The 13,753-nt window shown below is 63.4% G+C and carries 17 protein-coding genes; 11 read left to right on the top strand and 6 right to left on the bottom strand.

All coding sequences use genetic code 11. The annotated features are described in order from the left end of the window. Position 1 precedes the first annotated feature (1 nt). The 4 genes from AB4Y77_RS18575 to AB4Y77_RS18560 all read left to right on the top strand — a co-directional run bounded on the left by AB4Y77_RS18575 (position 2) and on the right by AB4Y77_RS18560 (position 3,298). Complete coding sequence (locus tag AB4Y77_RS18575; protein WP_442014945.1) at positions 2-1,360, top strand: MFS transporter; 1,359 nt, start codon at positions 2-4, stop codon at positions 1,358-1,360. A gap of 8 nt (positions 1,361-1,368) precedes the next feature. After that, the gene (locus AB4Y77_RS18570) at positions 1,369-1,785 is read left to right on the top strand and encodes an acyl-CoA thioesterase (RefSeq protein ID WP_442014944.1); all 417 of its coding nucleotides are present in this window, start codon (positions 1,369-1,371) and stop codon (positions 1,783-1,785) included. 88 nt (positions 1,786-1,873) lie between these two features. Then, positions 1,874-2,254, top strand: coding sequence for a hypothetical protein (locus AB4Y77_RS18565; protein ID WP_442014943.1), 381 nt, complete (start codon positions 1,874-1,876; stop codon positions 2,252-2,254). A 159-nt stretch (positions 2,255-2,413) separates the two neighbouring features. Continuing rightward, positions 2,414-3,298 (top strand): PaaX family transcriptional regulator, encoded by an 885-nt coding sequence (locus tag AB4Y77_RS18560; protein WP_442014942.1) that lies wholly within the window; start codon positions 2,414-2,416, stop codon positions 3,296-3,298. Here AB4Y77_RS18560 and AB4Y77_RS18555 read toward each other — a convergent pair whose 3' ends face one another. Both AB4Y77_RS18555 and AB4Y77_RS18550 read right to left on the bottom strand, forming a co-directional pair. Next, complete coding sequence (locus tag AB4Y77_RS18555; RefSeq protein ID WP_442014941.1) at positions 3,299-4,081, bottom strand: VOC family protein; 783 nt, start codon at positions 4,079-4,081, stop codon at positions 3,299-3,301. Positions 4,082-4,293: 212 nt separating this feature from the next. Then, positions 4,294-4,935 (bottom strand): NADPH-dependent F420 reductase, encoded by a 642-nt coding sequence (locus AB4Y77_RS18550; RefSeq protein WP_442014940.1) that lies wholly within the window; start codon positions 4,933-4,935, stop codon positions 4,294-4,296. Positions 4,936-5,049: 114 nt separating this feature from the next. Between AB4Y77_RS18550 and AB4Y77_RS18545 the strand changes: the two genes are divergently transcribed. Then, the gene (locus AB4Y77_RS18545) at positions 5,050-5,331 is read left to right on the top strand and encodes a hypothetical protein (protein WP_311212382.1); all 282 of its coding nucleotides are present in this window, start codon (positions 5,050-5,052) and stop codon (positions 5,329-5,331) included. Beyond that, the gene (locus AB4Y77_RS18540; protein WP_442014939.1) at positions 5,321-6,025 is read left to right on the top strand and encodes an HAD family hydrolase; all 705 of its coding nucleotides are present in this window, start codon (positions 5,321-5,323) and stop codon (positions 6,023-6,025) included. The genes AB4Y77_RS18545 and AB4Y77_RS18540 overlap by 11 nt, the downstream gene beginning before the upstream one ends. Here the strand turns inward: AB4Y77_RS18540 and AB4Y77_RS18535 are convergent. Beyond that, positions 6,022-6,633: an NADPH-dependent FMN reductase gene (locus tag AB4Y77_RS18535; protein WP_442014938.1), complete on the bottom strand. Its 612-nt coding sequence runs from the start codon at positions 6,631-6,633 to the stop codon at positions 6,022-6,024. The two genes, AB4Y77_RS18540 and AB4Y77_RS18535, sit on opposite strands and share 4 nt — an antisense overlap. Positions 6,634-6,831: 198 nt before the next feature. Here AB4Y77_RS18535 and AB4Y77_RS18530 point away from each other — a divergent pair, with 198 nt between their 5' ends. From AB4Y77_RS18530 to AB4Y77_RS18510, 5 genes are all read left to right on the top strand, one after another. Further along, positions 6,832-8,028: a Re/Si-specific NAD(P)(+) transhydrogenase subunit alpha gene (locus AB4Y77_RS18530; RefSeq protein WP_442014937.1), complete on the top strand. Its 1,197-nt coding sequence runs from the start codon at positions 6,832-6,834 to the stop codon at positions 8,026-8,028. Beyond that, positions 8,028-8,375, top strand: coding sequence for an NAD(P) transhydrogenase subunit alpha (locus tag AB4Y77_RS18525; protein ID WP_442014936.1), 348 nt, complete (start codon positions 8,028-8,030; stop codon positions 8,373-8,375). The genes AB4Y77_RS18530 and AB4Y77_RS18525 overlap by 1 nt, the downstream gene beginning before the upstream one ends. Next, positions 8,372-9,745 (top strand): NAD(P)(+) transhydrogenase (Re/Si-specific) subunit beta, encoded by a 1,374-nt coding sequence (locus tag AB4Y77_RS18520; RefSeq protein WP_442014935.1) that lies wholly within the window; start codon positions 8,372-8,374, stop codon positions 9,743-9,745. The genes AB4Y77_RS18525 and AB4Y77_RS18520 overlap by 4 nt, the downstream gene beginning before the upstream one ends. A 183-nt stretch (positions 9,746-9,928) precedes the next feature. Continuing rightward, positions 9,929-10,087 (top strand): hypothetical protein, encoded by a 159-nt coding sequence (locus AB4Y77_RS18515; protein WP_442014934.1) that lies wholly within the window; start codon positions 9,929-9,931, stop codon positions 10,085-10,087. Positions 10,088-10,243: 156 nt separating this feature from the next. Further along, positions 10,244-10,591: a hypothetical protein gene (locus tag AB4Y77_RS18510; RefSeq protein WP_311212375.1), complete on the top strand. Its 348-nt coding sequence runs from the start codon at positions 10,244-10,246 to the stop codon at positions 10,589-10,591. 13 nt (positions 10,592-10,604) lie between these two features. On the opposite strand, the gene AB4Y77_RS18505 is transcribed toward AB4Y77_RS18510, so the two are convergent. From AB4Y77_RS18505 to AB4Y77_RS18495, 3 genes are all read right to left on the bottom strand, one after another. Beyond that, on the bottom strand, positions 10,605-11,498 hold the full coding sequence (locus tag AB4Y77_RS18505; RefSeq protein WP_311212374.1) for an amino acid-binding protein: 894 nt from the start codon (positions 11,496-11,498) through the stop codon (positions 10,605-10,607). A 228-nt stretch (positions 11,499-11,726) separates the two neighbouring features. Next, positions 11,727-12,191: a large conductance mechanosensitive channel protein MscL gene (gene mscL, locus AB4Y77_RS18500; RefSeq protein WP_311212373.1), complete on the bottom strand. Its 465-nt coding sequence runs from the start codon at positions 12,189-12,191 to the stop codon at positions 11,727-11,729. A 242-nt stretch (positions 12,192-12,433) separates the two neighbouring features. Next, complete coding sequence (locus AB4Y77_RS18495) at positions 12,434-13,726, bottom strand: D-arabinono-1,4-lactone oxidase (RefSeq protein ID WP_311212372.1); 1,293 nt, start codon at positions 13,724-13,726, stop codon at positions 12,434-12,436. Positions 13,727-13,753 lie beyond the last annotated feature (27 nt).

Genomic DNA, 13,753 nt, shown 5'->3' with positions numbered 1-13,753 from the left:
CATGGCCACCGCACCCGTCAACAACTGGAATGTGCCCAAGAAGACCACCGGTCTGGTGTTGTTCTGCTGCTGGCTCGCGATCCTCGCCGAGGGCTACGACGTCGGCGTCCTCGGAGCCATTCTTCCGGCCCTTGCCGAGTACAAGGAATGGAACCTCAGCCCGCTGGCCTTGGGCGGCTTGGGCTCATATGCCTTGATCGGCATGCTTATTGGAGCCCTGTTCATCGGTACGCTCAGCGACCTCGTGGGGCGCAAGAAGATGCTCCTGGCCTCCATGGCGATCTTCACGCTCACCCAGGCCGGTGCTGCCTGGGCTCCGACCCCGGAGCTCTTCGGACTCTTCCGGCTCATCGGTGGTTTGGGCATGGGCGGTGTCATTCCGGTGGCAGCAGCGCTGACCATTGAATACTCGGCGCCGAACAAGCGCTCCTACAACTACGGACTCATGTATTCCGGCTACTCGCTGGGAATCGTCGCCGCTGCCTTGGCCGCCCTGTTCGTCCTCCCCATGGGTGGCTGGCGTGCGGTCATCGCGATCGGTGCGGCGCCTGTGGTGCTGATTCCGATCATCTGGAAGTTCCTGCCTGAATCCCTGGAATTCCTGGAGTCCAAGGGCCGCAAGACCGAGGCCAGGGCGTTGGCCACCAAGCTGAACATCGCCAACTACACGCCGGTGGTTGCCGTGGCTCCCGAAGCAGGTGTGCAGGCTGATCCTTGGTGGAAGACCATCACCACCATGTTCTCTCCGAAGTACTTGCGCTCCACGGTGTTCTTCTGGATCTCCCTATTCTGCGGTCTGGTCCTCGTCTACGGGTTGAACACGTGGCTGCCAAGCATCATGAAGAAGGCCGGCTATGACCTCGGTTCTTCCTTGACCTTCCTCCTGGTCTTCAGCCTTGCTTCCGCCATCGGTGGCCTGCTTCTGGGCCGCGCCGCAGACAAGTACGGCAAGAAGCTCATCCTGGTGGTGTTCTACATCCTGGGCGGGCTGGGCATCATGCTGCTCGTCTTCCCGAACACCATGGTGGTCAACCTGCTGTTCGTCGCCTTCGCTGGTGTCGGTTCCATCTCCACGTCGCTTGTGCTCACCGGGTACATCGCCGACTACTACCCGGCCAAGGTCCGTGGCACGGCAACGGGCTGGGCCCTGAGCTTCGCCCGTCTGGGTGCCATCTCCGGGCCGTTGATCGGTGGCTGGATCGCAGGTTCCAAGTTGCCTTTCGAGGCCAACTTCGCGATCTTCGCCGGCATCGCAGTACTGGCGGCCGGTGCGGTGGCGATGATTCCCAAGCCGCAGCCTGAGGTGCCCGTCGCCGCCGTCGAGGTTGATTCCGACGACGCCGCCGTCAGCGCCCGCTAGGAGCAATCATGGACAGGTTTCCGGAGGCGTGCGTCGAGCGAACTGTGGAATGGGTGGACACCGACGCCTCCGGACACCAGCACAACTCGGCCATCCTGCGTTGGGTTGAGGCTGCGGAGGCCGAGCTCTTCCGTTCGCTGGAGTTGCCCGACTATTTCCCCAGCGCTCCGCGCGTCCAGCAAGTCATCAATTACAAGGCCAAGCTGTGGTTCGGCCAGCGCATCACCGCCAGGGTGAACATTCAGGCGCTGGGCCGGACCTCGCTGACCATGGCTTTTGAGGTAACGTCCGACGCCGGCGAGGTTGCCGCCTACGGGACGGTCACCACCGCGCACGTCCCCCAAGGCGCGACGTCGGCGCAGCCGTGGCCGGAGCATCTGATCCGCGCCGTCGGGGCGGACCGCGCCGTTCCATCCGCCGAATAGCTCCGCGAGGTGTCAGTTAATGACAATGCCAAGCTCTGGGACTGTCATTAACTGCCGTCTCGGCGCGGGGGTTGGTTACGCTTAGCCGGTGGAGCAGCTCTACGTGATTCTCGCGTGCATAGTCCTTGGTTGTTTGGCCGTTTTCCAGTTGGCATTGGCTGCTGGTGCGCCCATAGGGCGGTTCGCCTGGGGCGGACAGCATGACGTCTTGCCGCGGAAGTTGCGGATCGGGAGCGTCGTCTCCATCCTGCTGTACGCACTCTTCGGCTATGCGGCGTTGGCACAATCCGGCCTGGTGCCGGTGCTGGTCAGCCAATCCTTTACCGCAGTTTTCATGTGGGTCCTCACCGCCTACTTCACCGTGGGCGTCGCCATGAATGCGATCTCCCGCAGCAAGGCCGAACGTTTCGTCATGACTCCTGTGGCGCTGGTTCTTGCGCTCCTCTTCCTGCTTCTATCGCTGGGCTGATCCCGACCGCATAGAACACCCGCTTCACGCGACACTCCAGTTAATCCGTATGTTGCGCCCGAACATGGGCATTTAATGCCAACTCGGCGGGGGCCAGCACCCCACCTATGATGAACTGGACTGGCGCCTGATCGGGGGCGCGGAAATGAGGATCCTTCGATGTTCGCCGTCCCGGCACCCCCGGTGCGCCACCAACAGCTGCTCGTGACGATCTTCGGCCTCTATGGCCGGAACGCGGGCGATGCGTTGCCGGTCTCTGCTCTGATTTCCATGCTGGGATCACTAGGCTACGACGCCCCGGGTGTGAGGTCCTCGGTTTCACGGCTGAAGGCCAAGGGTGTGCTGAAGAGCGTGCGCGAGGGGGGAATCGCCAAGTACAAGATTTCCGAGTCCATCAGCGACGTGTTCCGTGAGGGTGACCGGCGGATCTTCGCACCGGAACCGCCCGCTCCGGTGGACACCTGGGTCCTTGCTGTCTTCTCCGTGCCGGAATCCATGCGCAACCGCCGCCACCAGCTCCGTTCCGCGTTGCTGGCTTTGGGGTTCGGTTCCGTGGCCAACGGGGTGTGGATCGCGCCGGCCCACAAGCTGGAGCAAGCCCAGGAGCGGCTCACCGCCGGGGGACTGATTGAGTTCGTGGACCTGTTCCGGAGCGACTACGTTTTTGACGGCCCCATGCGACCCAAGATCTCGGAGTGGTGGGACCTCAAGGAACTCGACGAGCAATTCACCGAGTTCCTTGGGCTGTACGGAGACGCAGAGCAGCAATGGACGGAGAAGGTAGGCGACGATCCCGAAAGGGCGCTGGCTGATTCCACCGAAGAGCTGCGGCGCGACGCCTTCCGCTATTACATTCCGATGCTCACCATGTGGCGGAAATTCCCTTATCGGGACCCCAACCTGCCCACGGACTACCTCCCGCCGGAATGGCACGGCCCGGCGGTGCGGAGGACGTTCCAGGCAGTTCATCGCCTGGCGGCGCCCCTGGCCGCGGCGCACGCACATGAGATCATCGCGGAAGCCCTGGACCCCGCAGCAGCCTGACTAGTCGTTGGTCCGCGGTGCGTCGATGACGCCGAACACTTCACCCTGCGGCGCCCGGACCACCACCATCCGGCCCAGGGTGGCTTCCGCTACGGGGCCCAGCAGGGTGGCGCCCAACTCGACGGCCCGGGTTGCCGTCCCCGCAACGTAGTCGCTGGCGAACCAGGTCATCCAGTGGTTGGGGGCGGTATCCGGGAGGGCCGTGTCGTGTTGCATTCCGCCCACTTCCCGGCCATCCAGCGGCCTGCGGATCGTGGAGTAGACAAGGCCTTCTTCGGTGACGTCCTGGTAGCTGACAGCGAAGACCTCCGAGTAGAAGGACCGGGCCGCGGAGTAGTCGCGGGTATGGAGTTCATTCCAGCACAGGCAGCCGTGCTCATTGACGCGTTCAGCGCCGATGTGGGTGCCGGCCTCCCAGACGCCGAACGCAGCACCAACACTGTCGGTGGCCAGGGCCATGCGGCCGGATTCCATGACATCAAAGGGCGGGGCCAGGAGTTGCCCTCCGGCCGCGCCGATCTTTTTGGCCGTGAGGTCAACATCGTCCGAGGCCAGGAAGGTGGTCCAGGCTGTGGGCATGCCCGGATCCTGTTTGGTGCCTACACCGGCCACGGCGCGGCCCCTGAGGTGCGCCAGTTGGTAGTCTCCTGCTTCCTGCCCGCCGGAGACGAACTCCCAACCGAAAAGGTCTGCGTAGAACGCTCTTGCCGCGGTGGGATCGTCAACACCCAGGTCCACCCACATGGGGGTTGCTGCGGGCCAGCTCGAAATCTTGGTGGACATGGGACTCCTCGGGGTCGGGGCGCTGGGGAAGCTGCTTCCCCAGATGCCCGATGCGCCAAGCCACTGAGGAAGCAGCCACCCATAAAGTGCGCCTCAAGCCCGATTCATGACACCGTTTCCTCGCTCTTTTTCAGGGCTGCATCCCTTGCAGCAGCCCATAACAAGGCGGCGGGCAAGCGTCAGCCGCTCGCCCGCCGTCGTGCGTTAAGGGTTTAGACCGTTCGGGTCGCCTTGGCGAGGTTGTCCTGGAGTTCGACGGCGGTCTGCCGGATGACGTATGCGGGGCGGTCGCGTTCGACGCGCCAGCTGTCCTCCAGCGGGCCGACGTTGACCGTGTCAAAGCCGAATTCGTCGTACAGCTTGGTGACCAGCTCGGCGGCTTCCGGGAAGTCGCTGGAGGTTGCCAGTGCACGGCGGTCAGGCGTACCGGCAGGGGTGCCGTCGGTAGTGATGTCCTTGGCGAAGATATGGTTGAAGCCCTTGGCCACCTTGGAGGTGGGGAGGTGCTTTTGGAGCAAGCCTGAAGTGGTGGCTTCGCCGTTGTCCAGCTCAGGGATGCGGCCGTCGCGTTCCCAGTAATAGTTGTTGGTGTCGATGACGATCTTGCCCTCGAGCGGCTCTGCCGGGATGCTCTGGTAGTTCTTGAGCGGCACGGTCACGACGGCGAAATCGCCTGCCGCCGCTGCCTCGGCTGCCGTGGCGGCACGGGCGCGCGGCCCCAGTTCCGCAACGAGTTCGGCGAGTGTTTCGGGGCCCCTCGAATTGCTGATGACGACGTCATAGCCCAATTCCACGGCCTTGCGGGCGACCTGGCTGCCAATGTGTCCTGCACCGATGATTCCGATTGTTGTCATGTCCTTGCCAACAAGAAGTTGCAGGCGCCTATTTCCCGCGTGACGAAATATGTCGATCGGTCCTATACTAAGTAGTCTTACTATGGGGTGTGTTGTTGAGGCAAGGAGGTCGGTATGGCCGGTCATTTGGAACTGGTAGAGACCCCCGACGGAGGATTTCGCATACTGGTGTTGGACGGCAGCGACGCACTGATGGGTCTTTCAAAGCGTTTTTCGTCGCTGGATGAGGCTATTGAGGGAGTGTCTGCCATGAGGGAAGTGGCCGGGACGGGTCTGCTGCGAACGGGATCCGCGGAGCGGTATGCAGGCCTCATGCTCCAGGAACCAGTCATCGATCCCACCCTTGCGGCGCAGGGCATCCAGACTGAAACGAAGGTGGTTGGCCATGACAAGTGATTCAGCATCACCAAAGAAGCGCGGGGTCCTCTTCGATGTGGACGGAACCCTGATCGATTCCAGCTACTTCCATGCAATGGCGTGGTGGCAGGCGTTCCGGCGTGAAGGGTTGGACATCGAGATGTCCGCCATCCATCGGCGGGTGGGCATGGGAGGTGACCGCCTGATCCAGAGCCTTGTATCCGACTGCACGGAGGACCTGCAGGAAGATTTGAAATCGGCCCATGGCGCAGTGTTCTCAACGTTCTGGCCGACGCTGCGGCCGTTCGACTCCGTGCGCGACCTCCTCTCAGCCTGCTCCGGGTCCGGGCTGGCAGTGGGGTTGGCATCGTCACCACAACAGCGCGACCTCGAAGTGAGCCGGCACATCCTCGACGCCGGATCCTCCATCGATGCGTGGACCAGCTCCAACGACGCCAAGGAGAGCAAGCCTGCGCCGGACATCCTGATCGCCTGTCTGGAGAAGCTTGGCGTCGGCCCGGAGCATGCGGTTTTTGTCGGCGACGCAGTGTGGGACGTCAAGGCGGGTGCGGCCATCGGCGTTCCCGTGATTGCCCTGACGTGTGGCGGAATCAGCGAGGCAGAACTGCGTGCCGCGGGTGCCGCAGAGGTCTACGACAACCCGCGGCACTTGCTGGAGCATCTGGAAAGCAGCATCATCGGCCGGTTGGCGGCGGGCACGCTCAAGTCCTAACGCGTGAGCTTGGCGGAGTCCGGTTCCTGGTCGCCGATGTGGCCCGGGGCGTTGGCGGCCAGGACACGCTGTACGAACGCGCTGTATTCCTCCATGTAATGCCGCAATAAGGCCGCGGTTCCTTCGTCCTTAACTGAACCGTCGTCGTCGTACGCGTCTGCGGCGAAGCGGATGTAGGCCTCAGGTGCGTTCAGCTGCGGCGCGTCCAGGAAGCTCAACACGCTCCGCATGGACGACTGCATCACCGCGGTTCCGATACCGCCCGGTGATGCGCCGATAATTCCTGTGGGCTTTCGGGCGAACGAGTTGGTGCCCCAGGGGCGGGAACCCCAGTCGATGGCATTCTTGAGCGCACCCGGGATGGAGCGGTTGTATTCGGGGGAGATGAACAGGATGCCGTCCGAAGCCGCGATGGCATCCTTCAGTTCGCGGCCCGCCGGCGGGAAATCGGCGTCGTAATCCGAGCTGTAGAGAGGGAGGTCCTTAATGGCGATCTCATGGAACTCGAGCTCCGCCGGCGCGACGCTGATGAGCGCCTTGGAGAGGACCCGGTTGATGGAATTGCTCGCCAGGCTTCCCACGAAGTAACCGATTTTGAAGGTGTCCATAATGGCGTTCCTTTCCGACGGCACGGCCGGAACCGGCTCGTCGACGGTGTGGTGGCTGGTTGCCCCCAGCTTCCACCGACCCTAGTGGAGTTGTGCACATAGCGCAGCCCCCCTACTCCCGCCGGGACCCTCGCGGTCATAGACTCATGCCAACTGGGTTCTGGACAGTACGGGAGAGTTTGGGAAGAGGGGTGGCGGGTGAAAGCAGGCATAGCGCGCGAGGTGCTCGACGGCGAGCGACGTGTGGCCGCCACGCCGGAAACAGTCAAGCAATTGGCGGGATTGGGGCTCGACGTACAGATCGAGTCCGGGGCTGGATTGGCCTCCGGGCACAGCGACGACGAATACCGGCAAGCAGGTGCCACCGTAGTGCAGTCGCTGGACCTCGGGGCCCTGGATGTCTACTGCCACGTGCGTCCCATGGAACCGTCGACGGCGGGAGCCCTCCGCCGGGGGGCAGTCACCGTAGGTTTGGGGTCGCCGTCCTCCGAGTTGCCCACGGTCCGGGCGCTCGCCGTCGGCGGGATCACGTCCTTTGCCCTTGAGCTGGTTCCCCGCATTTCCCGTGCCCAATCCATGGATGCGCTGACATCCCAGGCCCTGGTGGCTGGGTATCGGTGCGTCCTTGAGGCGGCCATGCGGTTGCCACGGTTCTTCCCGCTGTATATGACGGCTGCCGGGACCATTCCGCCCGCCCGTGTGCTGGTGTTGGGTGCAGGGGTTGCCGGACTTCAAGCGATCGGCACAGCCAAGAGGCTCGGGGCCAGGGTTTCCGCGAACGATATCCGCCCGGCGTCGGCGGACGAAGTAGCGTCCATGGGTGGCACGTTCATCAAACTGGATCTGGAAACGGCCGAGGCATCCGGTGGATACGCCCGCGAGCTCAGTGCAGACCGCGGCGCGTTGCAACGGGCACTCCTGACGCCGCACGTTGCCCAAGCCGATGTATTGATTACCACCGCCGCAGTTCCCGGCAGGAGGGCTCCGCTCCTGGTGAGCCGCGAGATGGTGCAGGGCATGCGCCCAGGCTCCGTGGTGGTGGACCTGGCGGCAGAATCCGGCGGGAATGTTGAGGGAAGCATTCCGGGACAGGACATCCCCGTGCCCACCGCAGACGGCCAAGGCGTTGTGACACTGGTGGGAATCAAGGACGCAGCGTCCACAATGCCAACAGACGCTTCCCGGCTCTACGCCAAGAATGTGGCCAACCTGCTGGCGCTCATGACCCGCGATGGCGTGGTTTCGCCTGACTTTGACGACGAAGTAGTGGCGGGCACCTGCCTTACCCACGCTGGCGAGGTCCGGCATGCACCCACGTCGGAGGCACTCACCGCGCTCGCAGGTGAAACAGCACCTTTTGGCACTACCCGTCCCGGAACTGAAGGAGTGCGCTGATGGATGGCATGAGCCTGCTGACGATCACTGTGCTGGCCGTGTTTGTGGGCTTCGAGGTTGTTTCCAAGGTCTCCAGCACCCTGCACACGCCGCTCATGTCCGGTGCGAACGCGATCCACGGCATCATCCTGGTGGGAGCCATCATCGTTGCCGGGCAGGCTGCTGATCCGTGGGTGCTGGCGGTCGCCCTGTTGGCTGTCGTCCTGGCCACAGCCAACCTCGTGGGCGGGTTCGTGGTGACCGACCGCATGCTGGAGATGTTCCGCGGAAGGCAACGGCCGGCGTCGAAAGTTGAGCCGACCGGCCCTGGCTCCCCTGCAACCGTGACGAAGGAGCGCCAACAGTGACGCTGCTCAATCCCACGTGGACGGCACTCCTCTACCTGGCCGCAGCGGCGTGCTTCATCCTCGCGCTCAAGGGGCTGAACTCACCGAAAACGGCACGTCGCGGGAACCTGATTGGGGCCTTTGGCGCCCTGTTGGCCGTGGTCACGGTCTTCGTTTCCATGAAGTTGGACAACATTCCTTGGATCCTTGGTGCCATCGCGGTGGGTTCCGGTGTGGCCGCGCCCGTGGCCCGCCGGGTACAGATGACCCAGATGCCGCAACTCGTGGCACTCTTCAACGGTGTGGGCGGTGGTGCTGCGGCGCTGGTTGCCCTGCTGGAACTTTCCCACACGGACGATCCCTGGGTTCGCCTGGCCATCGTCTTTACGCTGCTGGTGGGTGCAGTCTCCTTCGCTGGTTCCGGTGTCACCTTCGCCAAGCTGCAAGGGCTCATGACCACCCGTCCCGTCACATTCCCGGGCCTGCCCGCACTGATGGCCGTCGTGCTGCTGGCCGCAGTGGGTGCCGGTGTGGTGGTGATACTGAACGGTTCGTTCGCGCTGGCACTGGTTCTCTTGGTCCTGGGGCTTGTTACCGGCATCCTCTTGGTGCTTCCGGTGGGCGGTGCCGACGTGCCGATCGTCATCTCGCTCCTGAACGCCTTTACCGGCTTGGCTGTCGCGGCATCGGGCCTGGTGCTGGGCAATGTTCTTTTGCTGGTCGCCGGAACGTTGGTGGGAGCCTCGGGCACCATCCTGACCCGGGCCATGGCGGCGGCGATGGGCCGGAGCGTCGCGGGGATAATGTTCGGCGCTTTCAAGGGTGGCTCGACGGCAGGCTCCACCGCTGTGAGTGAGCGGCCGGTGCGGTCCTCAAGCGCAGAGGACGTGGCAGTGCTGCTCGGTTATGCCCAGCGGGTCATCATCGTGCCTGGATACGGACTCGCAGTCGCCCAAGGACAGCACACTGCCGCCGAACTCGCCCTGGCCTTGGAAGCACGCGGAATTGAGGTGGATTTCGCCATTCATCCCGTGGCCGGACGAATGCCCGGACACATGAACGTGCTGCTGGCTGAGGCCAACGTGCCCTACGAATCGCTGAAGGAAATGGGCGACATCAACTCCGAATTCAAGACGGCCGATGTCGCTTTGGTGGTGGGCGCCAACGACGTGGTCAACCCTGCCGCGAAGACCACCTCCGGCTCACCGATCTACGGAATGCCCATCCTTGAAGTTGCCGACGCCCGGCAGGTGGTGTTCCTTAAACGTTCCATGCGCCCGGGATTTGCCGGTATCGAAAACGAACTCCTCTACGAACCCCAAACCACTTTGCTGTTCGGAGATGCCAAGGATTCACTAACCAAGGTCCTGGGTGCGGTGAAGGGACTCTAGGAAAAACCCGCGAACCGCGTCATGTACTGAACAGTGGCGGCACAAGTCTTTACAGAAAGCTTGTAAAGCACCGCTAGGAGTCATCGACGTGCAGGACAGTAACAAGAAATCGTCGCCCGGGACGCGTTTGGGCCAAGCCGAGGGCAGGGCCGTGACAATTGGCGGGTCCTTGTGGGGCAGACGGTGCAGGTCTGGCGTTACAACGAGGTTGTGGACCAAGGCTGCGTGGAGTCCGTGACCTATGACGGCAAGGTCCTCTGGCTTGCCCAAAGCGGGCCCATAGAGCGGAGATTGGTGGAAAAAGAACGGGGAACCGGTCTCAGGATCCGGCTCGTGGACTGACCGCAATGGCTGGGGCGCACTAGCTGAGCCTGATAGCTGTGCCCGCCGGTCCGGCCTTCCAGCCCAGCGGACTTCCCGGCCCGTCCGCCGTCGTCCTAAGCTGGGCTGCACGAGCTACCAGATTCAGCCAAGCCACCAATCCCAGCGAGGTGAGCCATGACAGTGAAACTCAACAAAAAGGCCTTTGACCATGCAAAGCACCTGGTCAAGGACGGCAAGGTGGTCAAGGACACCCGCGACGACTGGAGCGAGCATGCCCCGTCCACCAAGGAAGAGAATGCCTTCCTGGACAAGCACGGGCACGCCGAATACTCCAAGTGGTTCCTCGGTGTGGACGACGAGCACCCGGACGACCAAAAGGGCCACTACAAGTTCCCCATTGGCGACTTCAAGAGGATTCACCGCTGCGGTGTGATCGCCGCCGAGAGCAGGGCCGGCCAGTACGACTACGACGATATTCGTGATGCCCTGGCAAAACTCCTTGAGACAATCGACCAGGACTGAAACCCTGTGGGGTTCAGCAGGGCATGCTCTCCTGGGCCGCCGGGCTGTGCGCCAGGATCTCCGCGAGCTCGGCCAACCTGTGCGCGCGTGCTGATTCCGCTGGCGAGAACGGTTCGCCCGGCCGGGAAAAGACCAGTGGACCATGCCAGGCCGTCGGGATCTTGAGGGTGTCAGTGGGTGGCCCGACGCCGGTACTTGCCTGGGGTGCCGGGCGCTCGGGGTCGAGTGGGACCACTTTGGCGGAGAGAAGCTCGGCGACTGCGTGTGGAAGTTCACTGGGATTGCCGGCGATGCGCGTTGCGAGGCTCAGGGCCTTGGTTTGGCCGTCAGCCATGGCCAAAGCGGTGGTGGGCCACACCTGGGACCCGTGCCCACCGCCGTCGTGCAGTGCTTTCAGCAGGTCGAACTCAGTAACCTCGCCCGGGGCGGAGAGGACAAACTCGTCCATCACCGTTGCGCCGGGTCCCGTGGCAGCGGGCCCACTCCCGGCCATGGGGTGGACGTGAAGACTGAGGATGTTGCTGTTCAGCTTGGCCAAGGATTGGGTGATCTTCTGCAAGGACCCAGGTTGGTCGAAAAGAACGGTGCGCGCACGCCATAGGGCGGGTGCCAGGTTCAGCGTGCGCCGCTGGCGGAGGGCCGGCGCGTGCAGCCAGCGTCGGAGGACCTTGGCAGCGGACGGTTCAGCCACCCAAATGACCAATACCGTGGCGGTGGCTGCCAGCAGCAGGACCTTGGCCACGTAGGGCAGATGGGTGCCAACCACTGCCGCATGGACCAGCAATTCGATGGGAAGCATCACCGCGATGTTCGCCAGCGTGAGCCGGGCTTTGGTCGGTTCGGGCAGCTGACCGCAGGCATCGCAGAGAAGATCCGCGGTGACGGGAGTACTCGGGTTGGGCTTCATGTTTTCATGCTTCCCTGCCCGCGTTTCGCGCCGGTTGCTTCTGCGTCACGTTCTGGGGACTGGCAGGTTTCCGTGGACTGGATTGCTTCCGGCAGCGGACGCACGTTCCTTGCCCGGCCGGTGCGCGTTTCACGCCGGCCGCCAATGCAAGAACCCGGCGTTCTCGCGGGAGAACGCCGGGCTCAGGCCAAGCAATGGGTCCGGTCCGTCGCGCGGACCCCCCCCGGTTTAGCGGGTGCGGTCGGAATCGAAGTCCGGGTCCAAGTCGGAAGCCTGGCCTGCGTTACGTGCGGCAGCGGCGTCCTTGAGGAGATCGCGGATTTCGGCCAGAAGGGCAGTATCTGCCGGCAGCGGCTCTTCCTCAGGCTCCTCGGTGGAGAGGCGGTCCTTGACCAGCGAATTGATCTTGTTCATGGGCGCCACGAAGATGAAGTAGACCACGGCAGCGGTGATCACGAAGGTCACCAGCGCGGTCAGGACTGCACCGAAATCGACGAACGTGGCCGGGTTGTTTTCCCAGATCTTGAAGCCCAGGCCCTCGGCGTTCATGCCGCCGGCGGCGGCGATCACAGGGTTGATGATGTGGTTGGTGAAAGCTCCGACGAGTGCCGTGAACGCGCTGCCGATAACCACGGCGATGGCCAGCTCGATCACGTTGCCGCGAAGTATGAAGTCCTTGAAACCCTTGAACATGGATGATCCTCCGATTGGGTGCGAGTGTCTGCCTCCAGCAGAGATCAAACTACCACTCGGAGGTTTCCAGCTGGCGCAACCGGGATGTGAGAGAGGGATGGTGGGGAGGGCTTGGGATGTGAGAGAGGATCCGGGGGGAGGGCTTGGGATGTGAGAGAAGGATGGTGGGGAGGGCTTGGGATGTGAGAGAGGGTTGGTTCTCTCACATCCCGTCAGGCAAGATGTACTCGGCAGGCAAGAAGTCAGGCGAGCAGGGACCGCGTGTGGTCGTTGAGGAACATCCCGCGGGGATCGAATTCTCGGCGGACCTGGATGAACGTGTCCAGCTCCGGGTAGAGGCGTTCCAGGCGGCTACGGGTCATGAAGTGGATCTTCCCCCAGTGAGCGCGTGGCTCGAATTCCTGCAGGACGGCATCGGCGTCGCGGAAGAACTGCCAGTAGTCGGTGCCGGGCTCGGTGGTCAGGGTGATGACGGTGCTGTCGCGGCCTTGGAACTGGGACATGTAGGCGTCGTCGGACTTCACCCAGCGGACTTCCACGGGATACTTCTGCTCGGGGTACTTGCTGCGGATGAGGTCCTGGATGGCCTCAACAGCCACCAAGCCGTCCTCGCTGCGCACAAAGTACTCGAGCTCGTGGAACTGGGTAGTGAAGCCACCAGGGTAGATCCGGTAGGAACGGTCCAGTCGTGCACCCTCGACGGCGGAGAGCCGGCTTTCGTCCTGGATGGATGCCACGTTGTACCGCTTGGTGTAGCTGCGGCCGCCCATGCTGTGGTCCGGGGAACCCGGCAGGTCCAGCAGTTCGCAGGAGTCGTCCTCCGGGCACCACAGGAACGAGTAGTGCCTGTTGTCATCAATATCGGCCTGCCACGTGGAGGTGGTTTCCGCCCACGTGGGGTAGGTGATCTGTTCCTGCAGGTAGTAGCTGTCTTCAACGGCCAACTCCACTTCCAGGAAGATCCCCAACGTGCCAAGGGCTGTCTGTGCGGCGCGGAGTTCCCTCAGCTGGCCTTCGCCGATCTCCACGATCTCGCCGTAGCCGTTGATCAGTTTCACCCAGCGCAGTTTGGAGGAGAAGCTACCCAGATCCTTGCCGGAGCCGTGGGTGCTGGTGGCCAGCGCCCCTGCGATCTGCTGTTTGTCGATGTCGCCCTGGTTGCTGAGCGCCAGTCCCTTGTCCCACAGGGCATCCCCGAACGCATTGATGGTGGTACCGGCCAGCGCGCGGGCTCGGCGTCCCACCTGATCAGTGCCCGTGATGGCCGAGAGTCCGGACATGTCCATCAGGACGCCGCCGGTCTGGACCAACGGTGAGGATGAGTGCCCTGAGCCGACCGCCCGCACAGGCAAGCCTTCGCGGATGGCGAAACGGACGGCGTCGAGCGCTTCTTGTTCGTTCCTGGGCCGCACGGTGAAGGCGGGCGTCGCGCTCTGGTTACCGCCCCAGTTGGTCCACGTGGCGTCCGTGGTGAAGGGGGCTGTGGGAGTGGCTGCGGCCGGTGCATCCGATCCCCGGGAAGCATGAGTGGTCATGGTGAAAGCTCCGTTGCTTGTCTGAGG

This window comes from Paenarthrobacter sp. YAF11_1, from assembly GCF_052113445.1.
In the GTDB taxonomy this organism is placed as follows: Bacteria; Actinomycetota; Actinomycetes; order Actinomycetales; family Micrococcaceae; genus Arthrobacter.
This window is presented reverse-complemented; position numbering and strand designations above follow the sequence as displayed.